Source organism: Paenibacillus sp. OAS669 (assembly GCF_014873645.1).
Taxonomy (GTDB): Bacteria; Bacillota; Bacilli; order Paenibacillales; family NBRC-103111; genus Paenibacillus_S; species Paenibacillus_S vulneris.
On record NZ_JADBDR010000003.1, the window covers coordinates 497,294 to 524,145 of the forward strand.

General features: G+C 46.1%; 27 protein-coding genes, 2 pseudogenes and 1 riboswitch. Of the genes and pseudogenes, 20 read left to right on the top strand and 9 right to left on the bottom strand.

Translation table 11 applies throughout. The features are described 5' to 3' along the window. The 4 genes from GGC63_RS10105 (at nt 1) to GGC63_RS10120 (ending at nt 2,512) form a co-directional block, all read left to right on the top strand. Nucleotides 1-444 (top strand): hypothetical protein, encoded by a 444-nt coding sequence (locus GGC63_RS10105; RefSeq protein ID WP_192702177.1) that lies wholly within the window; start codon nt 1-3, stop codon nt 442-444. Between the two features lie 46 nt (nt 445-490). Continuing rightward, entirely contained in the window at nt 491-919 is a 429-nt protein-coding gene (locus GGC63_RS10110) for a phosphotransferase (protein ID WP_192702178.1), read from the top strand. A gap of 26 nt (nt 920-945) precedes the next feature. Next, complete coding sequence (locus tag GGC63_RS10115) at nt 946-1,401, top strand: NUDIX hydrolase (RefSeq protein WP_192702179.1); 456 nt, start codon at nt 946-948, stop codon at nt 1,399-1,401. Between the two features lie 178 nt (nt 1,402-1,579). After that, nucleotides 1,580-2,512, top strand: coding sequence for an NAD(P)-dependent oxidoreductase (locus tag GGC63_RS10120; RefSeq protein WP_192702180.1), 933 nt, complete (start codon nt 1,580-1,582; stop codon nt 2,510-2,512). 82 nt (nt 2,513-2,594) lie between these two features. Here the strand turns inward: GGC63_RS10120 and GGC63_RS10125 are convergent, their stop codons facing one another. Beyond that, complete coding sequence (locus tag GGC63_RS10125; protein ID WP_192702181.1) at nt 2,595-3,008, bottom strand: MerR family transcriptional regulator; 414 nt, start codon at nt 3,006-3,008, stop codon at nt 2,595-2,597. Between the two features lie 193 nt (nt 3,009-3,201). Continuing rightward, nucleotides 3,202-3,627: an exosporium protein C gene (locus GGC63_RS10130; protein ID WP_079912824.1), complete on the bottom strand. Its 426-nt coding sequence runs from the start codon at nt 3,625-3,627 to the stop codon at nt 3,202-3,204. 263 nt (nt 3,628-3,890) lie between these two features. On the opposite strand from GGC63_RS10130, the gene GGC63_RS10135 reads away from it, so the two are divergent. Beyond that, entirely contained in the window at nt 3,891-4,757 is an 867-nt protein-coding gene (locus GGC63_RS10135; RefSeq protein WP_192702182.1) for a copper amine oxidase N-terminal domain-containing protein, read from the top strand. A gap of 23 nt (nt 4,758-4,780) precedes the next feature. Here GGC63_RS10135 and GGC63_RS10140 read toward each other — a convergent pair whose 3' ends face one another. After that, nucleotides 4,781-5,080 (bottom strand): hypothetical protein, encoded by a 300-nt coding sequence (locus tag GGC63_RS10140; RefSeq protein WP_192702183.1) that lies wholly within the window; start codon nt 5,078-5,080, stop codon nt 4,781-4,783. 244 nt (nt 5,081-5,324) lie between these two features. After that, nucleotides 5,325-6,356, bottom strand: a complete 1,032-nt coding sequence (locus tag GGC63_RS10145; protein ID WP_192702184.1) for a BMP family protein — start codon at nt 6,354-6,356, stop codon at nt 5,325-5,327. 275 nt (nt 6,357-6,631) lie between these two features. Continuing rightward, nucleotides 6,632-6,716, top strand: a riboswitch (cyclic di-GMP riboswitch). Between the two features lie 131 nt (nt 6,717-6,847). Here GGC63_RS10145 and GGC63_RS10150 point away from each other — a divergent pair. From GGC63_RS10150 to GGC63_RS10190, 10 genes are all read left to right on the top strand, one after another. Further along, entirely contained in the window at nt 6,848-8,560 is a 1,713-nt protein-coding gene (locus tag GGC63_RS10150; protein ID WP_192702185.1) for a methyl-accepting chemotaxis protein, read from the top strand. Between the two features lie 205 nt (nt 8,561-8,765). After that, nucleotides 8,766-9,854, top strand: a complete 1,089-nt coding sequence (locus tag GGC63_RS10155) for a low temperature requirement protein A (RefSeq protein WP_192702277.1) — start codon at nt 8,766-8,768, stop codon at nt 9,852-9,854. Between the two features lie 93 nt (nt 9,855-9,947). After that, the gene (locus GGC63_RS10160) at nt 9,948-10,949 is read left to right on the top strand and encodes a Gfo/Idh/MocA family protein (RefSeq protein WP_192702186.1); all 1,002 of its coding nucleotides are present in this window, start codon (nt 9,948-9,950) and stop codon (nt 10,947-10,949) included. Beyond that, nucleotides 10,942-11,199, top strand: a complete 258-nt coding sequence (locus tag GGC63_RS10165) for a hypothetical protein (RefSeq protein ID WP_192702187.1) — start codon at nt 10,942-10,944, stop codon at nt 11,197-11,199. Before GGC63_RS10160 ends, GGC63_RS10165 begins: the two co-directional genes overlap by 8 nt. A gap of 51 nt (nt 11,200-11,250) precedes the next feature. Beyond that, nucleotides 11,251-11,610, top strand: coding sequence for a winged helix-turn-helix transcriptional regulator (locus GGC63_RS10170; protein WP_079912820.1), 360 nt, complete (start codon nt 11,251-11,253; stop codon nt 11,608-11,610). Nucleotides 11,611-11,730: 120 nt separating this feature from the next. Further along, complete coding sequence (locus GGC63_RS10175; RefSeq protein WP_192702188.1) at nt 11,731-12,279, top strand: cysteine hydrolase family protein; 549 nt, start codon at nt 11,731-11,733, stop codon at nt 12,277-12,279. A gap of 149 nt (nt 12,280-12,428) precedes the next feature. Continuing rightward, entirely contained in the window at nt 12,429-13,037 is a 609-nt protein-coding gene (locus GGC63_RS10180) for an RNA polymerase sigma factor (protein ID WP_412973858.1), read from the top strand. Further along, a complete protein-coding gene (locus GGC63_RS10185) occupies nt 13,012-14,160 on the top strand; it encodes a DUF4179 domain-containing protein (protein WP_192702190.1) in 1,149 nt (382 codons plus the stop codon). The genes GGC63_RS10180 and GGC63_RS10185 overlap by 26 nt, the downstream gene beginning before the upstream one ends. A 38-nt stretch (nt 14,161-14,198) precedes the next feature. Continuing rightward, entirely contained in the window at nt 14,199-14,327 is a 129-nt protein-coding gene (locus GGC63_RS34890; RefSeq protein WP_264082023.1) for a hypothetical protein, read from the top strand. After that, nucleotides 14,308-15,597: an ABC transporter substrate-binding protein gene (locus GGC63_RS10190; RefSeq protein ID WP_225948079.1), complete on the top strand. Its 1,290-nt coding sequence runs from the start codon at nt 14,308-14,310 to the stop codon at nt 15,595-15,597. The genes GGC63_RS34890 and GGC63_RS10190 overlap by 20 nt, the downstream gene beginning before the upstream one ends. A gap of 78 nt (nt 15,598-15,675) precedes the next feature. On the opposite strand, the gene GGC63_RS10195 is transcribed toward GGC63_RS10190, so the two are convergent. Beyond that, nucleotides 15,676-16,437 (bottom strand): SDR family oxidoreductase, encoded by a 762-nt coding sequence (locus GGC63_RS10195; RefSeq protein ID WP_192702191.1) that lies wholly within the window; start codon nt 16,435-16,437, stop codon nt 15,676-15,678. 62 nt (nt 16,438-16,499) lie between these two features. Next, on the bottom strand, nt 16,500-16,880 hold the full coding sequence (locus GGC63_RS10200; RefSeq protein WP_192702192.1) for a MerR family transcriptional regulator: 381 nt from the start codon (nt 16,878-16,880) through the stop codon (nt 16,500-16,502). Between the two features lie 307 nt (nt 16,881-17,187). Here GGC63_RS10200 and GGC63_RS10205 point away from each other — a divergent pair, with 307 nt between their 5' ends. Further along, a complete protein-coding gene (locus GGC63_RS10205) occupies nt 17,188-18,039 on the top strand; it encodes a hypothetical protein (protein ID WP_192702193.1) in 852 nt (283 codons plus the stop codon). Nucleotides 18,040-18,447: 408 nt separating this feature from the next. Here GGC63_RS10205 and GGC63_RS10210 read toward each other — a convergent pair whose 3' ends face one another. After that, on the bottom strand, nt 18,448-19,224 hold the full coding sequence (locus GGC63_RS10210; protein WP_192702194.1) for a YheC/YheD family protein: 777 nt from the start codon (nt 19,222-19,224) through the stop codon (nt 18,448-18,450). A gap of 512 nt (nt 19,225-19,736) precedes the next feature. Between GGC63_RS10210 and GGC63_RS10215 the strand changes: the two genes are divergently transcribed. Continuing rightward, nucleotides 19,737-20,846 carry an ABC transporter ATP-binding protein gene (locus tag GGC63_RS10215; RefSeq protein WP_192702195.1) on the top strand — a complete coding sequence of 370 codons (1,110 nt, stop codon included), beginning with the start codon at nt 19,737-19,739 and terminating at the stop codon, nt 20,844-20,846. Nucleotides 20,847-20,939: 93 nt separating this feature from the next. Here GGC63_RS10215 and GGC63_RS10220 read toward each other — a convergent pair whose 3' ends face one another. Continuing rightward, complete coding sequence (locus GGC63_RS10220) at nt 20,940-21,878, bottom strand: VOC family protein (protein WP_192702196.1); 939 nt, start codon at nt 21,876-21,878, stop codon at nt 20,940-20,942. Between the two features lie 202 nt (nt 21,879-22,080). Here GGC63_RS10220 and GGC63_RS10225 point away from each other — a divergent pair. After that, a pseudogene (locus tag GGC63_RS10225) lies at nt 22,081-22,322 on the top strand (transposase); the annotation flags it as partial. Nucleotides 22,323-22,405: 83 nt separating this feature from the next. Here GGC63_RS10225 and GGC63_RS10230 read toward each other — a convergent pair. Beyond that, a pseudogene (locus GGC63_RS10230) lies at nt 22,406-22,489 on the bottom strand (IS3 family transposase); the annotation flags it as partial. 451 nt (nt 22,490-22,940) lie between these two features. Between GGC63_RS10230 and GGC63_RS10235 the strand changes: the two are divergent. Together GGC63_RS10235 and GGC63_RS34425 are read left to right on the top strand one after the other, a co-directional pair. Beyond that, nucleotides 22,941-26,057, top strand: a complete 3,117-nt coding sequence (locus GGC63_RS10235) for a family 43 glycosylhydrolase (RefSeq protein ID WP_225948080.1) — start codon at nt 22,941-22,943, stop codon at nt 26,055-26,057. Continuing rightward, the gene (locus GGC63_RS34425; protein WP_225948081.1) at nt 26,054-26,563 is read left to right on the top strand and encodes an S-layer homology domain-containing protein; all 510 of its coding nucleotides are present in this window, start codon (nt 26,054-26,056) and stop codon (nt 26,561-26,563) included. Before GGC63_RS10235 ends, GGC63_RS34425 begins: the two co-directional genes overlap by 4 nt. The last annotated feature ends 289 nt before the right edge of the window (nt 26,564-26,852 follow it).

Consider the following 26,852-nt stretch of genomic DNA (forward strand, 5'->3'; position numbering starts at 1 on the left):
ATGACTGCTTATAAAAAACCAGCAATGGAAATTTCCGAAGTACAGGTTGTATTGAGTAAATATTTTGGTTCAGATGTGACTGGGATAACGCCATTAAAAGGCGGAAATTTAAGTACGGTTTTCTCCTTCACGGTTTTGGAAAAAGAATACGTGATTAAATTTAGCGATGTAGCGGGGAGTTTTGAAACTGAAAAATTTATTTCAACCCTCTTATCATCCCAAGGGATTCCGTTTCCCCCTTGTGTCGGCCTGGGCAATTACAAATCATTGAACTATTTAATTTCAGAAAAGATAGAAGGACATAACCTAAAAAGCTGCTCTTTTGAGCAGCAACATAGAATGATTCCGGAAGTCATCCAGATTCTAACACGAATGAATCACGTGGAGATAGGAAGCACCATAGGTTATTTATGGATTTGTAAATTCGAGTGGCAATGGCGCTAGTGATTCTTGGAGGGGACATATCATTACTTCTAATGCAGAGGATCAAGTGGGGACCTTCTGGGAAGACTGGTACAGCTTATTCAAAACTTTTTGTCTGGAAAAAGATGTGTTTGATGAATGTTATAACCGTTTGTTAGCTTACTCTATCTATAATGAGCCACATCGTTATTTTATTCATGGTGCTTTCCATCAGTGGAATATTTTATCGGATGGGCAACGTATAACCGGAATTATTGATAGTAATGGGAAATGTGAGGATTTTCTTGTTGACCTTGCAACTTTAGATGGGCACATGAAAGGATTCGATGTGATCCAAAGCTACCAGATTTATCAGGAACAGATGGATATTCCTATTCCTAATTTTAATGAAAGATTGATTGGAGCTAAGTACTACAATGGATTGATAGGCTTACGCTTTTATGCAAAGATGGGATGGAATGATGCATATTTCGAACTTCGCGACGAGCTTTTTTAGGATTAATATAACGAAGGTGGATAGCGATGGGATACATCCAAAACATACGAAAAAAAATTGGTCATGACAGGTTAATTGCTGTAGGGGCAGGTGTTTTCGTTTATAAAGATGGAAAAGTGCTTTTACAGAAGCGAAAAGATAATTTGTGTTGGGCATTACATGGTGGTGTTGTTGAATTAGGTGAAGTGGTCGAAGACGCTGCTAAGCGTGAGCTATTTGAGGAAACAGGCTTAGTTGCCAATAAACTTGAGCTTTTAGGGATCTTTTCAGGTGATGATAGGATGTACACATACCCCAATGGTGACGAAGTATACTTAATCGGAATCATTTATGTGTGTAATGATTTTTCAGGGGAGTTATTATCAGATACCGACGAAACGCTAGAGCTTAAATGGTTTGATATTGATAATTTGCCGCAGGAAATAAGCCCACCTAACATTAAGCCTCTGGAATCGTTTGTTCAATTTATTAAACGCACATAACATGTATTTGTTAAGCGATCGGAGAAAGATAAACTGGCGCCGCGGGACCTGCACCTGATCGTTGATGACGGGCTTTTAGTATAACGAAATATTTCTCATCATTTCATCCAAAAGTTAAGTTGACATTGACACAGTGTCAATGTTTTATGATACGGGGGAAAGGAGATGAGAGATCCGAATGAAAGAAAATGATCGAAGTGAGACTGTAGCAAGCTATGATTCTGGCACAGCGGGAGTTAACCTCCCGCCGGTGAGTGTCATCGGTTTAGGCATGATGGGATCAGCTCTAGCCCAAACGCTCCTGAATGAAGGACATCAGACGACCGTCTGGAATCGCACGCCAGGCAAGGCTGATGCGCTTATGAAGCAGGGGGCGAAGATCGCGGGTTCCGTGAACGAAGCGATTACAGCGAGCCCGATTGTGGTGATCTGCGTAATGGATTACGGAGCCGTACATGAGATTCTTGAGGAGGCGGGTGAGTTATTGGCCGGCCGGGCGATCGTAAACCTCACAAACGGGACTCCGGCACAAGCCCGTCAAACAGACTCTTGGGTAACCAGCCGGGGTGCCGAATATTTGGACGGCGGGATCATGGCTGTCCCGCAGATGATCGGAACCTCCGGCGCACTTGTGCTGTATAGCGGTTCGGAAAAGGTTTTCCAAACCTATCAGCCGACGCTACAATGTCTAGGGGCCGCGAATTATCTTAGCGATGACCCCGGGTTGGCTGCCCTATACGACTTAGCACTGCTAAGTGCCATGTATGGGATGTTCGGGGGGTTCTTCCATGGAGTTGCTATGGTCCGTTCGGAGCAGATCAAAGCGGAAGCGTTCACGTCCATTGTGATTCCCTGGCTTCAGGCAATGTCGGCCTCTCTGCCTCTGTTGGCGAAGTCAGTTGATGAAGGTGATCATCTAACGAACGTCTCCAGCCTTTATGTCAACCAGGCGGGATTTATTAATTTCATTGACGCGTGTCGAGAGCAGGGCGTGAGTACGGAACTGATGACTCCGATTCAAGAATTGATCAATCGGGGGGTTGCAGAAGGCTACGGTACCGATGGACTTTCGAGGCTAGTTGAGCTTATCCAGAAACCTGTTTCGGTTTAAACGATTGCCAGCAGCTTGTCGGAATTTTAGAGAAAGGTCAGTTCTAGACCATAGAGATGGCCTTTTCTATATCCTTTTTAGCTCATAGAGTTTGGCTTGATTGTTCAGCGGAAGCGATCGCTGTGCTTATCATCGCTTTCTGGCCTCTCATTTTTTCAATACGTTGCTCGAGTTTGCGCTGTACCGTAGTCATCGTTTGAATTTGTTGGACGATCTCTGCATGTTTTTCCTCATAGGCTCCGAGCATTTCCTCACAGAACTCATCACTATCATAGGCATCTAAATTTTCATGGCACTTTAAAATTTCAAGAATTTCCTTCGTTGACATACCGAGTTCTAAATAAATTTGTATTGTTTTGATTCGCTTGATGTCAGCCTCGTCAAATTCCCGATAATCATTATCTAAACGCTTTGCGGTCAGCAGCTTTTGCTTTTCGTAATACCGGATAGAACGGGCGCTGACGCCGGTTGCTTTCGAAAGCTGGCTTATTTTCATCGGATAGCCCCTTTCATAAAGATGGTATTTCTATTATATAGGTACCTTCCATTACTTCCAAGCATTGAGCGAAGCGAGCAAATCATTTTCAAAAAAAAAGCAGCCCACTCCCTTGCGGAACGAGCTGCTTTTTCTCACTTAGAAAATCTATTGCTGATGCTTTTGTAAGCATCTTTCAGGCATAGAGGCGCTGTTAATTTCTGGTTTTAACAGCTAATCCACTAAACGATATAGGCCCTACAACATCCACTCTTGTATTTGCAGTAAGATTTTCTGCCGTGACTGTGTAAGCATGGGCACCTGCTTTTACATTTCTATCTTCAGCCTGGAAGGTAACGATATAATTTTGTTCCGAACCCGTAGATTCGATGCCTTGCTGCGTGTTGAAAATTTCTGTATTATCGCGGAAGACTCTAAAACGAATCTGCGCAATGCCTTTGATACCTCTGACACCAATGGAAGCTACCAAATCTACACGATTCGGTTGAGAATTCGCTGGAATCCGTATAGGGATCGATGCTATGCCGGATTTTTGCGGGGAACGCCGAATAGTGAACGATCTGGCCGGGTTGAATTTACTAAGCGGCTGGACGGCTGCTTTATCAAGAATACGTACCAAAAATATCAGCTCCTCTTTTTTTTGATACATCAAGATATGTAAGAGATTAGTAAAATGATTGGACAAACATTTAATAGAAGCTTCTTTTGGAAATCTCCACTCATGCCGATAACAGACGGGTTTGAAATAAAAAAATGGAGCCCTTTTAAAGAGCTCCACGTAGATTTATCGCGAATTTTCATTTTCCATTATATGGGTTACCAATGACATAGGGTATAATAAGACTCAGAAACTAAGAAGTACTTACAACAAGGGGGATTAGAATGGTAATTAAAAAAACAAAGCTAATTGTTTCCTTATCGCTTTTGATAATAGGTTTGTCGAGTTTTGGGATTAAAGACATTAACGCATTGGAACAAAAAATACTTATTTATCTTAATGGCCAAGAAAAGACAGATTGGAATCCTCAATTCATAGATGGACATGTGTATGTACCAGCTAGGTCTATTGCTGAATCTTTAGGTGCTAAAGTAAGTTGGGATGACCAAAGACATGCTGTAGATATTAATGCCGACATCAAAATGATTGCTTCTATTCCAGAGGAAGAAACTTACCTGTACGCTTTAAATAAAGCTGATAACTTGTATAAAGAACTAATATTAAGTATCAAAGGTGTTAAAAAAGTTTTCAATTGGGACACCATTGCTATGATAGAAGATTTACCGCAATTGTCTTATTTGGATTTGAATAATGATCAAAAGAAAGAGTTGGTTATTATTTTAAGCCAAGGTCATGGCACAGGCTACTCTAATGAAGCTATTCATATTATTAATCCTGAAAACTTTACGGAATATAATATAGAAAATCCGCTAGATATCGTTAAAAACAATGTCACAACAAGAATCATATCTGATACTGAAGTTGAGATACAAATAGGTGATGCGATTTCCAAAATAAATGTAAAGGATGTCCCTTATCAATATTCCCAACTGTTCCCGACTAACATTTCTGAAATTAGATATGAAAATTTTATTCAATATGAAGTGTCCAATAGTACAATAAAAGCAGCTGTTGGAGTCGAAGGAGATTATTTGAAATCTATAGGGGATATTGTAATCGAATATTCGTTTAAAGATGGCGGGTTTACAACGAATAATATTTCATTTAAAAAAACGAGCTTGCCTAATTAAGTTTGAAACATAACCAAGTAGAATCATTTGCTTTTACCAAGGTACACCAGCAAACTAATTACCGACAAAATCGCAACGATAATAAACATAATAAAAGAAACAGGGTCGCCGCCCATGGATAATGCATCGGAGAGAATTCCTATTTGATAAGTCATAAAAGCGGATACTAGTAGACAAATACATAGGATAAGGCTGATGGTAAATCCATTCACTAATGGATAGTGCTTCTTCTGGAAGAGGATCACTAGCAAGGAGACAATAAGAACAATGATCAACAATAGATAGATCGGTCTAAAGTTGGTAAAAATATTTGCACTCTCCATATAATCCCCCTGTCATCTGCAATGTGAATCCCGTTTTTTCGATGCATCTTTACTATTATTCTTCGAACCTCATTATTAGTATATTTCTTCCAGAAACAGATGACAAATCCGACAGAGAGATGTTGACCTTCCTTCTTCATTCGTCTTATTACATCGAATAATAAAAAGCACTTCTCTACCCCTCTCGAGAGTAAAAGAAGTGCTCTTTGTACAAACCTAACGTATCGTTATCCGAGCGCAGGTTTTAATAATTTGTAAATTCAGGACCGGTATATTCAGTAGGAATCACAATTTCACCAGATTGGATTTTATCGGCGAAAGCTGCAATTTTGTCCTTCACATCTTGTGGAACAATAGGTGACAGCACAAGTCGAACGGCATCCGGATTCTCAAGTCCGATTTTTTTCACCGTATTTGGCTTCCATGTGCCTTCCGTCAAATCTTTAATTGCTCCGTATACAGTCAGGCTTGCATCCGAAATCGCAGATCCAATGAAAACATCAGGTGCATCGGCATAATAATCGCGAACGTTAGCGAATTGGTATACGCCGTTCTCGCGTGCCGCTTCGGTAACGCCGTTACGGGCCATGTTCAGCATGGTGAAGATCATATCCGAACCCGCGTTAATTTGTGCTTGAGCGACTCTTTTCGCTAGATCAGCATCTTCCTGATTGCCCGTAAACGTGGTAAGGAGGGTTGCGTTAGGATTGGTGTGCTTCACACCGTCGGCAAAGGCTGCGCGTCCCGCTAGGCCGGGACCTACGCGTGCGCCGGAAATATGGGAAACTACGTTGGTTTTAGTCAAAAGTCCTGCTGCAGCGCCCGCCAGCCATGCGGATTCTTCCTGCTTAACTTGATAGCTGGACAGGTTGTCGCCGGTCAAATTCGTTTGTGTATTCACAAATTTTATTTTTGGAAATTCTTTGGCTACGAGCTTTACTGCTTCCGAGCTTTGCCCTGCATGAGCAATGATCATATCCGGGTTTTTCTTAGCCAATTGACGCAATGCATCCGCGATTTGTGCGGTATCATGCGGGATATTTTCCACGTAGGTCGCTTTGATTCTGAAATCCTCTTCTGCCTTTACCAATCCGCGGTAAGCAGATTCCATAAAACCGCCATCCTTGGATGAACCTGGAATCAACAGGGCGACTTTAGCCTTTTTATTATTGGTGTGAGACGGGTCCTTGCTAGCTTCTGCAGTAGCTAAACCGGATGTAAATACAAGTGCCATAGCCAAGCTCGACAAAGCCAATTTTGAAAGAAGTTTTTTCAAGATGTACCCCTCGTTTCCAAAAAGTAGTTTTGTCCGGACAAATCAGAGAATAAACTAGACTTCATTTTTTGTCAAATTATGCCGAAAAGAAATAGAGGGGGTGAAACAATTTTCGTGGAAAAACGTCATTTACAGGCCTATTTTCCCTAGAGCAACCATGACGATTATCCTAAAATTCGACATTTCGGTACGTAAAGTAAGTATTTAGTTTTAGTAAAGAGGTCTTGTATTTTTCAAAACGCTATATTATACTTTGGCCAAACGATATACCCATATCACGAAAAAGGCAAACTTCTCGAAAGAGGGGGACGCAAAGCTTCGGGCCTAAGGATTTTGATCTACGGCAGCCGGGCCACCGAAAAATGGGGGGAAGTCCATCCCTTTTTTTGGGGATGGACTTTTTTTGCCGCGTCAAAATGTTTGAGTTCTTTAAAGTGATAAAGCGTTTAGTGTCTCATTACACAAATATTTCAATGGGGGATGCTTGGATCATGAAGTTTATCCAGAACTTGCGAATCAAAACGAAAATAGGCGGAATGCTGGGGCTTTCCATCGTGTTCCTGCTCATTATCGGCATTACAGGCTATTTCGTCATGGACAAGATGGCTAACAATGCCCGCGTTATGTACGAAGAAACCTTGATCCCGAATAGTCTTGTTGAAGGGCTTCTGTTCGGTAATTCGCAAATGGATTCCTTGCAGCTTGAATTGCTGCTGGCGAAAGATGAAGCGATTATTAAACAAATTCAACAGCAAATTACTCAAACCCGCGATAAAAATCAGGCTATACGAAAAAATCTCGAACAAATCACGTTGTCCCCGAGAGCACAGGAGCAGTACCAGCACTTCGTCGATTTAATCCCTAAAAACAACGATGCCAAGAAAAAAGTAGATGAATTGGCCGTTGCCAACCAAAAAGAAGCGGCGCATAAGGAATATGTAAATTCGTTCAAGCCGATCCGTGCGGAGATGATTCAAAGCCTGGAGAACGTTGTTAAGTACAATGAAGAGGATGCCAAAATCTTTTACGATAAAAGTATTGAAAGCTCCAAGGTGGCAACCTCCATCATCATTGTTGTTACAGTGCTTGCCGTTGTTCTTTGCTCCTTGATCGGGTATGGCGTTGCTAATATGATCACCAGACCGGTCCGCAGTATCCAGCAATTGATGGCTAAAGCGCAGGATGGGGACTTAACGGTTAACGCTACATACCAATCCAAAGACGAAATCGGTCTTCTTTCGAAGGATTTCAACGGAATGATCGCGAGCCTTAGAGAAATCATTGCGAAGATCGTCTTTGAATCTCAGAACTTGTCTGCAAGCTCGGAGCAATTAGCAGCGAGCTCGGAGCAATCCGCCCAAACCACCCATCATGTCGTTGCGGCCATTCAGGACATTGCCGGAGGCGCAGATCAGCAGATGCAGAGTACTACCGAGAGCGTGAGAGCAATGGAAGAGATGGCGACCGGCATCAATCGGATTGCAGAATTTTCGGGCAACGTATCCGCCATGTCCATGGAAGCTTCCAAGGAAGCTGAGGAAGGCAACATTTCGATCCAGAAAGCCATGTCCCAAATGGATATGATCCGGGAATCCGTGAGCGATTCAGCCAAGGTGGTTAATCAACTGGGGAAACGTTCCGATGAAATCGGTCAAATTGTCGATGTTATTACTGATATTTCGATGCAGACCAATCTGCTTGCGTTGAATGCCGCCATTGAAGCCGCGCGAGCGGGCGAACACGGAAGAGGCTTTGTCGTCGTAGCCGACGAGGTTCGGAAGCTGGCGGAGCAGTCGCGGCAATCGGCGGAGCAGATCGCGGAGATTATTCAGCAAATTCAAGGTGAAACCCGTTCTGCGGTGATCGCCATGGAGAAAGGCAGCAAAGAAGTAGAGCACGGAACCGTGATCATGCAGGAAGCGGGAGAAGCTTTCCGCAACATTATGAATGCGGTGCAGCAGGTTGCTTACCAGATGCAGGAGGTCTCTGCAGCATCAGAGCAAATGTCGGCAGGCACCGAGGAGATTACTGCTTCTCTCCATGATATGAGCAGCATTACAGAAGCCGCCTTCTCGAAGACGGAAAGTGTAGCGGCCGCCTCAGAGCAGCAGCTGGCTACAATGGAAGAAATTTCGGAATCCGTGAATGCATTGACGCGGATGGCTCAAGAGCTGCACGAGATGACTTTGCGCTTTAAGAGCTAATTGCCCCCAGCCGGAGGGGATACATATCAAACCGCTGTTGGTTCTTTAACCGGCAGCGGTTTTTGCATATTATCCTATTCATAATCGGCTGCATCATTTAAGATAGGGGTAGCAGACAAAATCTGATGGAGGGCTCAGCTCATACAAAAAGCAAAGGAGCATAATAATGAAGGAACACACTAAGGGGCACCAACTCCATGCAGCGATTGCCGATAAAAAGGTGACCTGGCTGGAGCTGTTTTATGATTTACTTTTTGTAGCAGCCGTTTCAAAGGCAGGTCATGTCTTGCTGCATACCGAATCCGGCTCCATTCCGGCAGAATACTTAACGAAATTTTTCCTCATCTTCGTTCCAATCTGGTGGGCATGGGTAGGGCAGTCGCTCTTTGTCAACCGGTTCGGGCAAGATATCTTTTCCCACCGAATCTTGCTGATTCTGCAATTATTTTTTGTATTGATCATGACAGCCAGCCTGTCGGTCGATTTTGACCAGTACTACGTTCCATTCTTAACAGGTTATGTGGGTTTAAGAGCTATGACCGCCGTCCAATATCTTTCGGTCCATAAGAAAGAGGAAGCCGGAAGAAGGACCACGGCCCGTTTTTTAGGAAGCAGCTTCTGGGTAGGTTTGGTGATCTCAGCTTTATCATTATTCTTTGACTCCTGGATTCGTTATGCCGTTTTGTACGCGGGAATTGCTGTAGATATGTTACTCCCCTTAATCGGCCGGAAGTTCTTGGTCAAAAGCCCGATCCATACGCACCATTTATTAGAACGCTTCTCCTTGTTTACACTCATTCTTCTAGGCGAATCGGTCGTCAGCATCCTTTCCGTATTGCAGTCGAGCCATTGGACATGGCAGACGATTTTATTTGCATTGCTCACGTTTCTATTTATTATCGCGATGTGGTGGCAGTATTTTGACAATGTCGAAAAAAAGGTGGACAAGACGCTGGAGACAGCAGGCCAGACGATCATCTATGGCCATTTATTTGTTTATTCATCCCTGTGCATGATCGCTGCTTCGATCCAACTGTTATTTTTGGAACAGCTGCATTATAAATATATGCTATGCTTTATTTTTGGATCGGTATTGCTCTACTTCTTTTCCACCTCGCTGGTCTTCCACAGATATAGACACAGCCATCAAAGATTGCGGATCTCTCATTTGGTGTTATTCTTAGGAATGCTTGGCGTATTTTTTGCAGCGGATTTGTTATTCATAATGCCCAATACCATCATCATTGGAGAATTGATGATCTTCTTTGTGGTCTATGCTAAATTAACGACTTGAGCTAAAAAGCGTTGGGCCAACGGGACATGATAGCTTATTAATAAGCAACAACGACGCAACTGCCGTTACAAAATAAGAATAGAGGTGTCTATTATGAAAGTAGCGATAATCGGTGCTACCGGGCACATTAATTATGTATTCGGCGGGCTGCGCGAGCTGCCGGACGTCACGCTGGCCGCCGTATCCGTCGGATCCGCAGGGGAGACGCTGGACAAGGTCATTCATACCGCAAACAAGGAGGGTCATTCGCCCTCCGTTTATGAGGATTACCTAAAGCTGCTGGATGAAGTCGAACCGGATATGGTTGCAGTCGCGTGTCATTTTCACGACCATGCCCGAATTACAGCGGAGGCGCTGCGGCGAGGCATCCACGTGTTTGTTGAAAAGCCGATTGCGACGACTCTGGACGACTTGGCTATGCTGCGCGAGGTTTATGCAGCTGCAAAGGACAAAGGCGTACATCTTGCCGCGATGCTAGGCATTCGGTATCATCCGGCTTTTTTGACGGCATGGCATGCCGTTAGCGGCGGCGCGGTGGGTGAAGTGCGGCTGCTGCAAGCGCAGAAGTCATACCGGCTCGGCCGCCGGGGCGAGCCTTTTACGAAGCGGCATACCTATGGAGGCACGATTCCCTGGGTCGGCAGCCATGCTATTGATTGGGTCCACTGGTACAGCGGCCAAAGGTTTGAAACGGTGTATGCGACTCATTCCACCTTATTTAATGAAGGGCACGGCGAGCTGGAGCTCACGGCACAGTGCCAATTTACGATGTCCGGCGGAGCCGCCGCCTCGGTCAGCATCGACTACTTGCGGCCGAACGAAGCGCCGTCGCACGGCGACGACCGGATTCGCATCGCCGGAACCGCCGGCGTGCTCGAGGTCCGGGATCAGCAGGTATTGCTGATCAATGAGCGGCAAATCGGCGTGCAGGAGCTGCCGCTGGTGCCCAAGCGCGAAATATTTGCCGACTTCGTGCGGCAAATTAATGGAGAAGGGCGCTGTCTGGTCAGCGCCGACGATTCCTTTTACGTGACGGAAGCTTGCCTGCGAGCGCTCGTATCGGCCGATGAGAAACGAGTCGTTCATTTTGAATAAGCCTAGAAATAAGAAGCTGCTTCTGTTGGTTATTTCCCTGTTTCTGCTCTTACTGCCCATCCTTTTCATGGTTGATTACAATAGGGCATTAAACGATAGACCGCCGCTTTTTGCAATCAAGACACAGGTATACAAAGATGGAGGAACATCCATCTATTTAGGAATTGGCTATCAGGTTATCGACTATAACCAAGTAGACGGAAGAAAGGATATTGTTTTTAAATCGGTTTTCGTTTCTAACGGAAGCTAGGTTCCCTATCGGCTAGTGAAAACGTAAGTTAGTTAAATAGAGGTGAGTTCTATGATCATTCGAGAGAAATGTTCCTGTCCGCTAGAGATTGTTCATGACATTATCAAAGGCAAGTGGAAGACGATGATCGTCTTTCAATTGAGAAGCGGGAGCTTGTCCTTAGCTCAACTGGAGCGGGATATTGACCAGATCACCCAGAAGATGCTGCTACAGCATTTAAGAGAGCTTCAATCCTGCGGGATCGTTGATAAAATCAAAACGGAAGGTTATCCGCTGCATGTTGAATATTATCTGACGGACCGCGGAAGAAAGCTGTTGGATGCGGTACTGATTATGCAGGAAATAGGCATTGAATACATGGTGGAGCTGGGGCAAACCGAGCTTCTTGACCGCAAAGGCATCAGTTATTAAGAAATTGTATCCATGGCAAAATCCATACCCACAAAAAAGTGGGTAATTCACGGTTCACCTTACCGATACTATAATACTTTTCAGAACCAAATTTAACTACAGGTAAAGGAGCCGTGAACCATGACTACAGCGTTACTTATAGTAGATATTCAGAATGATTATTTCCAAGGAGGCAGAAACGAGTTATTCAATACCGATAAAGCGGTAACCCATGCACAAGAAGCCTTGTCGTTGTTCCGGGCGAAGAGTTTGCCAGTCACTCATATTCAGTGTATTCTCCTGGAGGAGAATGCTTCATTTTTCCTGCCCGGTACCGAAGGGATTCAAATTCATGAAGGAGTATGTCCCTTATCGGATGAAAAGGTGATTGTTAAACATACTCCGGACAGCTTTTTTCAAACGGAGCTGCAACATCATCTTGACTCGATGAATGTAACGCGGTTAGTCATTTGCGGCATGATGAGCCATATCTGCATTGATTCGACTGTGAGAACCGCACACCGCCTGGGATATGAAGTCATCTTGCTCGGTGAGGCTTGTACCACCAAAGATTTAGTATGGGATGATACAGTCATTCCTGCAAAAACCGTTCATGATACTTTTATGGCCTCCTTGCAGGGTACCTTTGCCCAGGTCATAGAGACCAGCACTCTTCGCGATATGATATAATAGACTTTCTCATTTCAATTATATACAAGGGAGCGGATCGCTTAAGGCGGCTGCTCCCTATTTTAATTAACCTTAACCCAGATTTCACTCCTGTCACAATTCGGGCTTCACGGGTCGTTTAATATAGTAATGCCGGCAAACATCAGGAGGTGATCCCATTGGAACAACCAAGCCCCGGGGCACAACAGGTTGAACATCATTCAGAAGCGATCGATGCTGCCATAGAACGAGTGGTATCAGGCGATAAACAAGCGTATGCCATTATCATTCGCGAATATGAAAAGAAAATTTATACTTATTGCTACTGTATTCTGAAAAGCCGTGAGGGAGCGGAGGATGCGGTACAGGAAATATTTCTAAAGGCGTATCAGAATTTGTCCCGTTACGAGAAGCAGGCATCCTTGCTCACATGGCTCTACAAAATTGCGTACTTTCATTGTGTGGATCTTATTAGAAAGCAGAGCCGCTGGCACCGTCTTCTATCGCTTTGCAAAGAACGGCTGTACTTATCGGCTCCAACGTATGTTAATTACACCGAGCAAGCTGTCAATGAAATGCTGATGCATCTGAACTGGGAGGAGAGGAATATTTTGCTGCTTCGAGTGGTAGAACAATACAGCTTTGAGGAAATAGGCACAATTATGGGCTGCAAACCGGCAACTCTGCGTCAGAGATTCGCGCGGCTTCGAAAAAAACTAATCAACCAAAGGATACAGGAAGGAGGTGCAGCCAATGGGGAAGTGGCCGAACGAACCTGAATCATGGAATTTGCTGCATATCCGACGCACCGTTCAGAGGATGGAGATGCCTGTCAACAGCTTCAGCGACAAAATAATGAGCAGGCTCGAGGAGCCGACATTCACTGCAAACAAAAGCAATCGTATGCGAAAGGCATTCATGGTTACTTCAGCAGCAGCGATATTGGGAGTCTGCATCATCAGCAGTGCTCTTGTTTCGCCGGCAATGGCAGCATCTCTGAAGAATGTTCCGTTGATGAGCAGCATCCTCAAGCTAGTGGGAGATTTCACAGGCAATGCCTTCACATTCAGCAAGCCAGAGCCGTGGAGCATGGGGGAAGATTCCGGGATGACGTATAAGATGGACGGGTCCGAGTACAGTCAAATCATGCTGAATGCAAGAGGAGAGCTTAAAAATGTTCATCTGGATGTGAAGTGGAGCGATTTGAAGGACTCCTACAAAAAAGAGATGGAGGCGGCACTGCAGCAAGTATTCCCTGGCCAAAATATCGCAGTCGATACCGTGGGGATCTCGGTACAATACGGTCTCCCGGATGATTCACCTATCAAAAGCGGCGCCTTGTATCTGAATACCCGTGTCAATAATACCTTCATCGAGCTGGAGAACGGCAAGCTGCACAGAGTGGTTAAGAGCCTTGCAAATGAGGAAGTAGATTTGGATGCGCTAAAGACGGCTGAATCCGTATTTGTCGGCAATGGTCTGGAAGGCTTGAAGAAAGGGCCGTTGAATAATCCGCTATTGATAGTCCAGGACGGCAAGGAGGCGTATGAGTTTCATTTTGCCGCTTCCGATAAGTTTCCGGTATTTGTTACCGTGGAAAAGGGAACCCGCAAAATTCTCAAAGTAAATGCAAGTGACCTGCAGGACAAGATAGACAAGTTCCCTGACGTCTTCGATACCATAGAGGGATATACCGAAGCTGAACTGTTGAAAAATGCGAAGGTCCAGGCAAAGCAATTATTGAAAATCGATTTGGAAGGCTATCAAGCAGCCAAGGATCCTAAAATGATGGCCGTCGTTTATTTTACCAAATCAGGCGCACCCACGGTGATGGGTCAATATAATTCAAAGGGACAATTCTACAATTTGGAATATGACGAACCGATCAGAAAAGCTGAATAGTTAGACTTTAGCTAATCTTCAAAAAGGGATGGATAGTAATGAAATTAGGTCGACTGGGGTTAACCGCCGGATTGGTGTTATCCGTCATGATGGCGGGATGTGAATTCCGGCAGCTTAGCCGGGACGGGAGGAGAAAAGTCCTCCAATATGGTAAAACCGCTTGGTAAAGACGAAAAGGCGAGTATTAAAGTGGCTTATTACGATAAAAATTCTTTTCTCCAGATGTACGGAAATATGTTTTCTGTGAAATATCCGAATATAGATGTTCAGGTTGTCTCCATGCAGGATACGAGTGGTCCGGGCTTTCAGAAGCTCATCGATGACGAACAGCCGGATGTGCTTATATTCCATTCGCCGGAGAGATTTAAAGAATGGGCAGAACAAGGGAGGCTTTATCAGCTGGACCCTGTTATCCGCCAGGACAAGTTCGATACGGAAAACATTTTGCCTAACGTCGTGGATCTGCTCAAATCGAAGGGCGGCGGTAACATTTACGGCTTGGCCCCGTCCTTCTACAGCCAGGCACTGTTCTACAATAAAGATTTATTTGAGAAATTCGGTGTGCCGCTCCCGCACAATAAAATGAGCTGGGAGGAAGTGCTTCAGCTGGCCAAACGATTCCCGAAGGATGGACATGGGAATGACCGTATCTACGGATTTGCCAGGAATTCTGCCGATTGGATTGTAAGCGAGAATAAGGCTCTTGGTTACTATTTAATGAACAGCATCGGAACAACACACGGATTAGAGGATATGGATCCCGTTAAAGGGACGGTGACTCTCCAATCGGAGGGGTGGAAGCATGCACTTGGTTTGGCCGCAGATGCTTTAAAGTCGGGAGCGGTTTATACCGGTAAGACAAGTGATCCGGCCGATTCGAATGAGGCTTGGCTGAAACGAGACTTGTTCGTCACCGGCAAGGTCGCCATGACTCTGGAATCTCCTTATATGATTAACAACATTGTGCGGGCTAAGGAGGAACTGAAGGATGTCAATCCTGTCAATTGGGATATCGTTACGGTGCCGGTCGATCCGAAGAATCCCGATGCTTCAAGCACTATAGACGTATCCGAAATTTTCGCAATCAATGCCAAATCATCCAACCCGAGAGCGGCCTGGGAGCTTGTCAAATACATTAACAGCGACGAAATGGCCAAGCAGTTGGCCAAGACCGAACAATTCGGCTTTCTTTCAAGAACCGCTTATGTGAAGGAACGGGATGGCCGTGATTTGGAGCCATTTTATATGCTGAAAATGAGTAACCGGGGTCTTCAAGCCGGGGAGCAGGTACCTTCGGAGTTTTATGCAACCTTCAACGAAATGGCGGGAAACGAGGTCCAGCTGGTAGTTGACGGAAAGAAGTCCGTAGATGAAGCGCTGAACACAATGCAGACTAAGGGTCAGGAAATCTATAATACAGTCAAGCAAAAACAGTAAATGTTTATGAATTAACGTGCTTCACAGAAGAATATATAAGGGCTGCCTGGGCAGCCCTTAGTCTTTTTGTAAGTGAAGTTATTCGATAGAATTTTTCGTGGATTTATACATAGTTTCTGTGTATTCGTCAATTTCATCTCGCGACATGCGTAAACGATTTACCGAAGTACCATAGCCAATTTCCTTCTTGCCCTCTTCCAACCCCTTGAAAATTCCATCTGCGAATGCATCTAAAGGTTCCCCTTGCGTATGCAGCCCGGCCCCGCCTAATTCCGTATTCACTGCCGGAGGAGCAACCTCAATGACTTCAACAGACGTGTCGGAAAGCTGGTGTCGTAGACTCATTGTAAAGGAATGCAGGGCTGCTTTCGTCGCTGAATAAATCGGAGCAATCGCAAATGGCGTAAAAGCTAACCCGGATGTCACGTTAATGATAGCCGCTTCTTCTTTTGCTGCCAAAAAAGGAGCGAACAGCATGGAGAGATGGAAAGGTGCTTCCAGGTTAGTTGTGATTTCTTTACTGAAATAACTCCAATTGCTCCTAGCGTCCGCTTTTAATACATTGAAGCGTTGTTGGATTCCTGCATTGTTAACTAATACATTCACTTCCGGATAGTTCGCAGTAACCCAATCAAACAATGCTGAACGTTCGGATTCAATGTCCAAATCAATTACACGGGTAATCAGGCTGGGGAATTGTTCTTTCGCCTTTTGAAGCACCTGTTCACGTCGGCCGCACACGATAACACGATTTCCCGCTTTGATAAAGCGTTCTGCAAAAGCTAATCCTATTCCAGTGCTTCCGCCTGTAATAAGGATTGTATTTCCTGAAAGCTTCATTATGAGTTCCTCTTCTCCATAGAGTTCTTTGATTCATTATTTAATTATGTCTGATATTCGCCTTATGATTCTTCTTTTCTTTCCTGCATTCGTTTTGTATAGCGTGCAATTTTAAAGTTAATTCCTTCCATGGCCTCCGTCATCAGCGAGATTTCAGCCAGCACGGCCTGCTTGTGCTTCATCATCATTTCTAGCCGCAGCTGGATTGTGCTTTCTCCCTCAATTACCCAATCAATATACTGCCTGATACTACTTATGGGCATGTGCGTGTTTTTCAAACGAATGACGGTCTCAAGCAGCGATATTTGATCCTCTGAAAATAACCGCCGGCCAGCTTCATCGCGTTCGATTAGCGGAAGCAACCCTTTCTTTTCATAATAACGCAGCGTGGATTCCGGAATATTAAGCTTGGCCGAAGCCTCGCTAATGGAATAGTACTTCATCTGAAGGCCTCCAAAAATGGTTTCTTTCATTGTCGACAAGAATAGGATACGACTTAAACCATGGTTTAAGTCAATAATAAATATTAAAGTCTGCTGGCTGCTGTCCCTAGATGATAGACAACCGATTAATAAGGTCGTTTAAATTTGTTAATAAAGTTATTTAAAATGGGGCTATCGTCGTTCAGCTAATTGGCAGTTTTCTTCAATGGATTGTGCTAAAATATGGATAAAATGAAAGGGTAGTGGATTGTTTATCCTTAATAGAGAAAGTTAAGAAAAAGAAATATAGAGAATTGGAGGCCATCTTTTGAAAAAGCCCTTTGATGAAAAAACCTTGCCTCTCGATGTAAGAAAGCAATATAAAGAAAACAGGAAGGTTCCTTGTAACATCCTAGCCTATTTGGAGGAACACTACCACGACGAACAGATGGAGAATATGCAACTTGCACTTTTTTTCAGTTACATAGAGATTGAATGCGCAACCACAGTATATGTGGACGAAGTGGGAGAGGTTTTGAAAAAGGCTCGGGCAAGACTAGAAAGGTTTTCCGAATCCCCTCAAGTTGTCTCTTTTCTAAGAGAGTTAGAAAAGCTTGAGCGTCTGGAAAAGCGACGAAGAAATCGACTGGACAAGCTGCTGACGATGGATTTCGATTCTTTGGACCTGAGTGAAAAAAAGGATGTCGCCTATGAGTTGTCGGATTCTAAGAATACGGAATGCAAAGCCCTCGCGGCCCAGTATTTTCTGAAGTTGTATCAGGAAACGAAGAACCTACATTATTTTTGTAATTATGCTTCAACCCTCTATCGCTCAGGACAGAAAAGGGAAGCGATGGAAGCGTATGAAAGGATAGTAGAGTTGTTCAAGACGGAGGCTTACCCAAACAAGGGTTGGGTCATGATGACAATCCATGCAGATCGAATGGACTTCTTTAAGGAGGAACGACTTGCCTTCCGAAAGCACTGGGAATCAGCAAAAACGGATCCTTACCTTAAACAGGTTACTTGTGAATTCCCAGGTTATCTTGGGTACCTAACCAGCTTTGCAGAAGTAAGCCTGCAATATGGTTTTTTCGATATATGTGATGAGCTGGTGACCCTTCTGAAGAAGAATAAGTTGCCGATACCGCCAAAGGTGAAAGCGTACTACGGAGGGTGATGAACGATTTTATCAGAAGACAAGAACATAGTTCATAAGAACTCGCATTCAATAACGAGGGAGCAGTTCGATTACACCTGATAACATAATAAAAAACCAAATCGCTTTAGCAACAACAATATATCGAAGAATTACTATACGGGTACTGACGAAGCGGGCGGCGTACTCGTCATCACTTCACCAGCGGTAACCCTTAGCGGAAACACGGTAGACGACAATTAAAATCCAACGTTTATCCAATAAAAAGCCCGTCAGCCGAGCTAACGGGTAACAATAGTATAAAAATCCAACGATGGCCATATATAGGAACATTTGTGTAAATGTTCCTATATATCATTTCATTTTACAGACCCCCATTTTTTCACCTTTCCCTTTGACAACCCGGGCTATCGAATGCCCTCGCACTACTTATTTTGCGCTTTTCCTGCCATAGCTGCGGGCGTAACGCATCATCCGGTCGTATGCTGCTCGGTCGAACTTTTTGAACGGATGGAATTGAGGATGGTTGCTGTTCACTTCCAACACCCAAAGCCACCCGCTTCGGTCGTAGGCGAAATCGACGCCCATCTCGTGCATACCCGATCGTTTGGCGCTTAGCGTCCGTACGACGTCCAGCGCTTTGCGGGTTAAATGCCGGATGCGCGCCTTGCCTTGTTCTTCTGACAGTCCTTTTCGATTATGCAGCGACTCCATCGATATTAGTTCTCCGCCCTGATAATAATTGGTTGTAATCATGCCCGCCTGTCCGACTTTGGCTGCCATCCCGGTACATGTCCAGCTTCCTCCCGGCTTACGCTGCACCATAACGCGAATGTCGTACGGTCTTTCTCCCACCTGGTCAAGAAACACCGTCTGCTGAATAATCATTCGCCCCTGGCGTTTCGCCTGTATATGCTGGAAAACGGAAGACGCTGAATTGAACGGGCTGCTCCGTTTGCCCCGCTGCGAGGAACGCAGCTTGAACTCGCCTCGCGCCTGCGTCAGCTTGAAGATGCCGATTCCGTGCGAACCGATATCCGGTTTAATATAAAGCGAGGCATGGCTAGCCAGCATCTTTCTCATATTGGGGAGCGTGAATAGCCTTGTATGGGGAATGTTATTTTTCAGCGAACGATTCGCGGACAAATATTGGCAGACTCGCAGCTTGCCTCTAATAGTGCTGCTGCGATAATTCTTTTTGAACACAATGAATCACCTCCCCACTACTATATGACCGGCTTGGCGGAAATTCGTGTGTACTTGTCAAATTCCGCGAATGGCCTCTAGCTCCGACAGGAAAGGGTGGTTTTGTGAGTACAGGAAGCTCACCTATATACAGAATACAATATAATAATAATTTACAGGTTTCGGTTGGCAATCCTTTGATTCTACCGGGAGCATAATGCAGACGCCGTGGCAGCTGTGTTACACTATTCCGTCTAACGGGCAGGATGCCTCCATTTTGCCCCAACAGTATGCTACTTGATATAGGTTTCATTCAGTTGATGCCACGATCAATGTAGATGCATTTATAATTACTTTACATGTGCATAACACTCCGATAATGAACCTGATGTATGCTAAATACATTGTACCATTTGGGTGGGAGACTCTGAGAAAACCCAAAAGTAAACAGGCGTGAAAACAGCCTTGTTTCTTTTGATTTCCAGGGTCTTTTTGCTTATTCGCAGCATTTTGAAGGCTCAGGAGGTTATGGAATGGCCAAAATAATGATCAATCATTTATATAAGAAATATAGCAAGGACAAGCATACGGTGGTAAAGGACTTCCATATGGAAATTGAAGATAAGGAATTTCTTGTGCTGGTAGGACCGTCGGGGTGCGGGAAATCAACGGTTTTGCGCATGATTGCGGGACTTGAGGATATCACCGAGGGAGAGATCTATATCGGGGATACCCTGGTGAACCATTTGCCACCTAAGGACCGGGACATTGCAATGGTATTTCAAAATTATGCGCTGTATCCGAATATGAGCGTTTATGAAAATATCGCTTTTGGACTGAGGCTGCGTAAGCTGCCGAAACATGAGATTGATCTTTCCGTGAAGCGGGCTGCGCGCATTTTGGAATTAGACGCGTACTTAGACCGCAAACCGGGACAGCTGTCCGGCGGACAAAGGCAGCGTGTGGCCTTAGGGCGCGCAATTGTCCGTAATCCGCAGGTATTCCTGATGGATGAGCCGCTGTCCAATCTGGACGCGAAACTGCGTGCACATATGCGTATGGAGATCATTAAGCTTCATAAGTCACTTGCTGCGACCTTCGTTTATGTCACTCATGATCAAATCGAAGCCATGACGATGGGAGACCGGATTGCTGTCATGAAGGATGGGGTCATTCAACAAGTGGATACGCCGGAAGTCATTTATTCCACACCGAGCAATATGTTTGTAGCCAGTTTTATCGGCTCGCCGCCAATGAACTTTATCCAAGGCCGAGTTCTTGAGAATATTCCCGGAAAGCTGGAATTCCACACCCAACGATTTTGGTTAAAAATTCCCGAGCATGCAGCAAGTCTACTAATCAAACACAAACAGGTTAACCGTACGGTAACACTCGGAATTCGGCCTGAGCATATGGAATTGGCTAAAGGGGCGGACGAACAGACTGCGATCCCTGCATACTACAAGCACAGCGAGCTAATGGGTGCGGATCGGTTCCTGCATTTGGATATTCACCAGAAGCAGCCGCTCATCGTGCGTGCTGACCCTGGGATTCGATTGGAGGAGGACGAAATAACGTACGTTACTCCGAATATGTCAGAGGCTTTGTTTTTTCACTTGGAAACCGGGGATCGATTAAGCTAAATCACTATGACATACACGGCATGATGCGGTACGATAGCATAATAACACAGGCTGCCAGTCATCGGCAGCCTGTTAAAATAATGAGCATATTGCTCATTTCATATGAAAAACATTTTGTAATTCCGATATCGTAAACTTTTTCATCTTCAAGTACGCTTGCGTGATCCGATCGCGTTGTTCCGGACTGCCCGTCGCCAACATCTCGTTCAATTCGGCGGGGCAGATCTGCCACGATACGCTGTATTTGTCTCTAAGCCAGCCGCATTGCTCGGCCTCAGGTGCGGCAGAAAGCTGTTCCCAATAATAGTCAATTTCATCCTGCGTCTTGCAGCAGACCATGAGGGAAATTGCTTCGTTGAAGTTGAACGGGTGTTCCAACGCGCTGTCCATTGCTGCGAACCAGGTGTTCTCCAGCATAAAGTCGGTAAACATCACCGTGTCCTCTTTGTTGGGCTCTTGGCCAGGGCCATATCGGAAGAGGGCGCCAGGTTGTGCATTTCGGAATACCGAGAGATAGAACTCACGTGCCTCTTCGGCCTTGCCGCTGTTATTGCCCGTGAACATCAGGGAGGGGACAATGGTGGGCCGCGGCTCACCGTCCGGATTCGTAAGAATGAGCTGCCACGAGACACCAAACTTGTCCTGAACCCAGCCATACCGTTCGCTGAACGGATACTTGTCTAACGGCATAAGCGCCAATCCGCCTTCGGACAACTTATTCCATATCTCGTCGATCTTTTCACTTGCGTTCTTTTCCCGAGACGGATCGAAATTTACTATAAACGAAATCGAAGGATTGATCTTAAAGAAAGGACCTGCAGATATGGCCATAAACGGATGTCCGTAGACGTTGAACGATACAGTATCGCAATCTCCCGATGGAGTATTGTGCAAGGTCGTCATGCTCGTAATAATGGAATCCGGAAATATGGAACAATAAAATTCTGCGGCTTCTTTTGCCTCTTTGTCGAACCATAAGTGCGGTATGATCGGCTGGATACCCTTCTCATATTGACTGTTGGCGTTACTCATCATCATTTCCTCCTTTGGTTTATAGGGTTTACACTTTTTGATTGTAGCACACGGAATCTTTCGATATTTCTTTCAGATTGCGGTATCGGCGGGAAGGATAACGATATGGAAGACAAAAAGATACCTACTGGCGGGTGCCTTTTCGTAGAGTCTGTAAAAAATGATAGAAAGGCTGGTTTGAGAGGATGGCTGCAATGGCTCGATCAGTAAGGAACAAGTAAAGGCGTTTGTAAAAGAAAATAATCTAAAGACCAAGGATGACGTTCAGTCCGCTCTTAAGGAGTTGTTTGCTGAAACGCTGCAGTCCATGCTGGAAGCGGAACTCGACACCGAACTTGGTTACGAGAAGCATGACGTGAAGAACAAGGCGACAACGAATAGCCGTAATGGAAGAGCAAGAAAACGGTAACTAGCGAGTATGGCGATGTTGAAATTCAAGTCCCTTGAGATCATAACGGCGAATTTGAGCTCGTCATCGTTAAAAAGCATCAGTCTACCGGCACCAGCAATAGTTAGACAATGTATGGTTAGGTAGTGTTTTGGGTATGAGTTCGGTACTGTACTGGACTCATGCCTTTTAGTCTTGCCATTATCCGTTTGTGATTGTAGTAATTCCGCTTTCAAACGGACTGTCCGGCTGCTGGTAAATAACAAAAATCGTACAGAAAGACCTAAAGAATCTTAAGGTCTAGAAAGGAAGGGTCACAGTATAGTGTAGGCATCCATGGAGCAAAGCTCATAGTGAAATGAAAGCGATTTATTGCGAGCGATCATTCCTGTCTGCCGAAAGCTCCACATAAAATCCCTAAGGAGGAAATTGTTGAAAAATGTGGACAATTGGTTTGTTTGTTGTGAGGTGATGGGATAGATCCCTGCGGGCTCCCCGAAAAGAATTCCAGCTTGTCATCAGCAAGATAACAGACAAGCAAAGCTGCGTTGATCAGTCTCAGTTGGGCTGAAGGGAGGTGATTTTACAGTTCGTACCGCGGATAATCTATTGCTTCTCTAGGTAGCACGAACGCCGTAGACAATAGGATGATATGATTCCAAGGAGGATTGTACATGGTCAAAAATAACTTCAGACATCTACTGCTTTGTCTCGCAGTGCTGCTGATGCTGCCGCAATGGAGCGGATTAGCCGGGGCTGCAGAGCCGTCGCCGGGTACGGCGGATTCGATGCCGGCGTTTTCACAGGAGGGGAAGAATGTGTCCGATTTCTATAATGTCATCATGCAGACGGGAGCCGACCCTTGGGTTTACAAGCACACGGATGGCTATTACTACAACGTTTTTGCCAACGCTAGCGGCGTCATGATCCGTAGAGCGAAGACGATCACCGGCCTGGAGGCGGGCGAGAGGCGTCTGGCCTGGTCGCCGGTTAAGGGCACTATGTACAGTTCCAATGTTTGGGCGCCGGAAATGCATTATCTCAAAGATACCGACGGCCAATCCAAATGGTTTATTTACTTTGCAGCCGACAACGGAACCAACGCAAACCACCGCATGTACGTGCTGGAGAACGCGAGCGAAGATCCGTTGACCGGCTCCTGGGAGTTCAAAGGGAAGATTACCGATCCTGCCGACCGTTGGGCGATCGACGGCACTGTGCTGACGGTGGGCGAGCAGCATTATTTCATCTGGTCCGGTTGGGAAGGAACGGATGGAAGCTTCCAAAATTTATATATCGCACAGATGAGTGATCCGCGGACCATCAGTTCGGAACGGGTATTGCTCTCCACGTCTCAATATGATTGGGAATCGTCCCCGGCCCGCATCAATGAAGGCCCGCAAGTCACGATAAAGGGCGACACAATCAATCTGGTCTATTCCGCAAACGGAAGCTGGACCGACAGTTATTGTCTCGGGCTGATCACAACCAAGATCGGCGACGATTTGATGAATCCGGACTCTTGGGTGAAAAAAGACAAGCCGATCTTCTCCAGCGCCAACGGTGTTTATGGCCCGGGCCATCACAGCATTGTCACGTCTCCTGACGGCACAGAGGACTGGATTATCTACCATGCGGCCCGCTGGCCAGGAGCGGGATGGACCCGCAAAGTCCACACGCAGAAATTCACCTGGAATACAGACAATACACCATACCTGGGAGAGCCTGCCGATCCGAACCTGCCGATTGCCACGCCTTCGGGCGAGCCGTCGCGGAAGCGCTATGAAGCGGAAAACGCGCTGCTGGTAAAGGATCCGGGCGGTGAAACCTCTCCCGCTGTCCGGATGGAGGCCACCGCTTCCGGCGGGATGAAGGTCGCCAACATCAAGAACGCTCGTGATTATGCCCAGTTTACTGTCAATGTGCCGGAGACGGGATTTTATATGCTGTCCGTGCGCAATGCCAACGGCTCGCCCAATGCGGCCGATGCTTCCCATATTTTGTCGATCAACGGGAACTCTGGCGTCAATTTGAACATCGTCTATTCCGGCGTGAATCGTTGGGGACTTTCCGCGGCGAAGGTCTTTCTGAAGGAAGGCGACAATATTCTCCGCTTCTCGAAGGGGAACAACTTTGCCGAAATCGACAGCCTGGATATATTTAAGCTGGAAACCTCGGAAATGCTATTCGATGCCCCGGGGTACACGCTCGGATTGGGTGAAACCCGCAGCTTGCCCCTGTATACCGTAACAGACGCTACCTATACCGCTGTTGACACAGGAGCAATCTTCAGTTCTTCCAATACGAAGGTCGCCGTTATTGACGGTGGGGTTAGGGTTAAGGCTGTAAGTGCGGGCAGTACCACAATCACCGCCACATATAACGGGAAAACGGCCACAGCCACGGTTACCGTTTCTGCGGATCCTAGAGCTGTGCAGTCGGTCGCCTTCGGCGGATTGCACCGCATCCTGACCAGCGGGCAGACAAGCGGACCATTGCAGGTAACGGCACACTATAACAACTATGAGGTTCAGAATGTGACAGCGACTGCCCAGTATACCAGCAGCGATCCTGGGGTGGTCAGGATTGATTCGGATTCTGTGACCCAATCGGTATATGCGGTTAAACCGGGCACAGCTCTTATTACAGCAGAATACAACGGCAAGAAAGCAGAGCGCAACTTGACCGTTATTGCAGCTTCTGATGTGGTTCAGGTTACTTCAGTAGTGAAGATTCCTTCCGGAGTGGCCCCTAAGCTGCCCAGCGTTGTTGATGTTGTCTACAACAGCCAGCCGAAGAAGGCTGAGGTTGTCAGCTGGGAACCGGAGGGACTTGACCTCAACTCCCTTGGTACTGTTCAGGTGCCTGTCACCCTGAAGCTGGATGGCCGTGATTTTCCTTCCACCGTTTCCGTAAACGTTATTCCGGGATGGGGCCTTGATGAGATTGTGAATCAACTCCGAAACAAGCTGGCCAACTTCTCCTATCCTTTGGGTGACGGGCTGGGCAACTATAGCCAATCCAAGTATGATGCCTTCGTGGCCGAAGTGAACAAGGCGGAAGAAATGGCTGCAAACGCCGATCTGAGTAAAGAACAGTTTAACGAGGAACTGGATAAGCTTGCTCAAGCGGAAGCAGCTTTGTTAGGTTCGCTGAACAGCATTCGGGACGGCGTAATATATAACGCTTACCGGGATTTCTCCGGCGATACGGTTGGCAAATACCCTTACGGCATTACCACCGAAGATCTAACCAATGGCGCTACCGCCACTGTGCAGGAAGAGGCCGGGAATAAATTCCTCCGGCTGACTACAACCGCTACCTCGGGCAAGGCAAACCTGCTCCTACCGTATGCAGGCGAGGTTAAGGCTGAGGCGGATCAGCGCATCGTCATCGAATACCGTGCCAGACTAAACACCAGCTTCCAGTACGCCAATGGCGCCATGATGCGAAATGACAGCGGCACAGGCAATTATTCCATGGTCACGGCTTTTGATATGGGGAAAATTGTAGTCCAGAATGGACCGTCCACAAAGGTCAAAGTCAAAGACTTTCAGTACAATACATGGTACAAAATCAAAATGGTGGCAAACTGGGACGCCAAGACTTATACCGTCTATATAGACGATGTTGAGGTGGCCACTGACTACAACTTCCGGCACACAGGCGGCGACAAGCTGACCGGCCAGCGGTTCGGCATCGATGGCTATGCCAACGCCTCCATCGACTTTGACGATTTCAAAGCGATGGTTATCGGAGGACCGAAGGCTGCGCCCGAAGGGCAGCAATGAAACAGCGGTTGGGGCCAATGATGGAGCATCACCGGGGTCAACCCCTCCATGGAGTGGTCCTCCGACAATGGGAGAACCTGGTTGAGTGTGGAAGGGAATACCGTCGCAAATCCTTCTCCCGGGACTTGACGCGCCATGCTATTTACCGTCTGGCCCGTTTGCATGACGTTGAGACCGAAGGCGGGGAATATTGGTACAGCAAGGCGAAAGACTGGGCTACCGCTTCCGGGATCAGTGATGGCAGTACCCCTGAAGCTTCTATTTCCCGGGAACAACTGATTGCTATCCTGCACCGTTACGCTGGACTGCCTGCTGCAAGCAGCAATAGCAAAAGCTTTGCAGACAGCGGCGAAGTGTCCGCTTGGGCAAATGATGCCATCGATTGGGCTGTATCGGCAGGTATTCTTAACGGCAAACCAGGGAACGTTCTGGAGCCTGCCAGTGTTGTCTCCCGGGCGGAAGTATCCGCCATGATCGTGCGCTTTATAGCCTGGCGTAGCAACTAAAGCCATTGAGTGGATCACAGGTAAAAAAACCAAGGAGCCAAGAGGGAACATCCCGCCCGGCTCCTTGGTTTTTTGCGTTCCGCATAGGCGGATTTGTCAGGGCATAGGATTTGCGGAGGGGGGATGTTGGCGGAACGGTATTCCAAGCGGGCATAGGGCGTGTTCGGCTGATGACTTTTGAAAAGGACCCAGTGCTGCCCTTTTCCGTGAGGCTCCCTGCTGATTTGAAGGAGAAACAAAAATCGCACAGAAAGACCTAAAGATTTTTAAGGCCCGGAATGGACGAACC

Excerpts from the sequence above, each read along its gene's own strand:
- GGC63_RS10170 (WP_079912820.1), top strand. The coding sequence starts at position 11,251 with ATGATCATTCGAGAGAAATGTTCCTGTCCGCTAGAGATTGTTCATGAC.
- GGC63_RS10125 (WP_192702181.1), bottom strand. The coding sequence starts at position 3,008 with ATGAAAATAAGCCAGCTTTCGAAAGCAACCGGCGTCAGCGCCCGTTCT.
- GGC63_RS10220 (WP_192702196.1), bottom strand. The coding sequence starts at position 21,878 with ATGAGTAACGCCAACAGTCAATATGAGAAGGGTATCCAGCCGATCATA.
- GGC63_RS10175 (WP_192702188.1), top strand. The coding sequence starts at position 11,731 with ATGACTACAGCGTTACTTATAGTAGATATTCAGAATGATTATTTCCAA.
- GGC63_RS10120 (WP_192702180.1), top strand. The coding sequence starts at position 1,580 with ATGAAAGAAAATGATCGAAGTGAGACTGTAGCAAGCTATGATTCTGGC.
- GGC63_RS10195 (WP_192702191.1), bottom strand. The coding sequence starts at position 16,437 with ATGAAGCTTTCAGGAAATACAATCCTTATTACAGGCGGAAGCACTGGA.
- GGC63_RS10190 (WP_225948079.1), top strand. The coding sequence starts at position 14,308 with ATGGTAAAACCGCTTGGTAAAGACGAAAAGGCGAGTATTAAAGTGGCT.
- GGC63_RS10235 (WP_225948080.1), top strand. The coding sequence starts at position 22,941 with ATGGTCAAAAATAACTTCAGACATCTACTGCTTTGTCTCGCAGTGCTG.
- GGC63_RS34425 (WP_225948081.1), top strand. The coding sequence starts at position 26,054 with ATGAAACAGCGGTTGGGGCCAATGATGGAGCATCACCGGGGTCAACCC.
- GGC63_RS34890 (WP_264082023.1), top strand. The coding sequence starts at position 14,199 with ATGAAATTAGGTCGACTGGGGTTAACCGCCGGATTGGTGTTATCCGTC.
- GGC63_RS10150 (WP_192702185.1), top strand. The coding sequence starts at position 6,848 with ATGAAGTTTATCCAGAACTTGCGAATCAAAACGAAAATAGGCGGAATG.
- GGC63_RS10115 (WP_192702179.1), top strand. The coding sequence starts at position 946 with ATGGGATACATCCAAAACATACGAAAAAAAATTGGTCATGACAGGTTA.
- GGC63_RS10215 (WP_192702195.1), top strand. The coding sequence starts at position 19,737 with ATGGCCAAAATAATGATCAATCATTTATATAAGAAATATAGCAAGGAC.
- GGC63_RS10200 (WP_192702192.1), bottom strand. The coding sequence starts at position 16,880 with ATGAAGTACTATTCCATTAGCGAGGCTTCGGCCAAGCTTAATATTCCG.
- GGC63_RS10160 (WP_192702186.1), top strand. The coding sequence starts at position 9,948 with ATGAAAGTAGCGATAATCGGTGCTACCGGGCACATTAATTATGTATTC.
- GGC63_RS10185 (WP_192702190.1), top strand. The coding sequence starts at position 13,012 with ATGGGGAAGTGGCCGAACGAACCTGAATCATGGAATTTGCTGCATATC.
- GGC63_RS10140 (WP_192702183.1), bottom strand. The coding sequence starts at position 5,080 with ATGGAGAGTGCAAATATTTTTACCAACTTTAGACCGATCTATCTATTG.
- GGC63_RS10105 (WP_192702177.1), top strand. The coding sequence starts at position 1 with ATGACTGCTTATAAAAAACCAGCAATGGAAATTTCCGAAGTACAGGTT.
- GGC63_RS10135 (WP_192702182.1), top strand. The coding sequence starts at position 3,891 with ATGGTAATTAAAAAAACAAAGCTAATTGTTTCCTTATCGCTTTTGATA.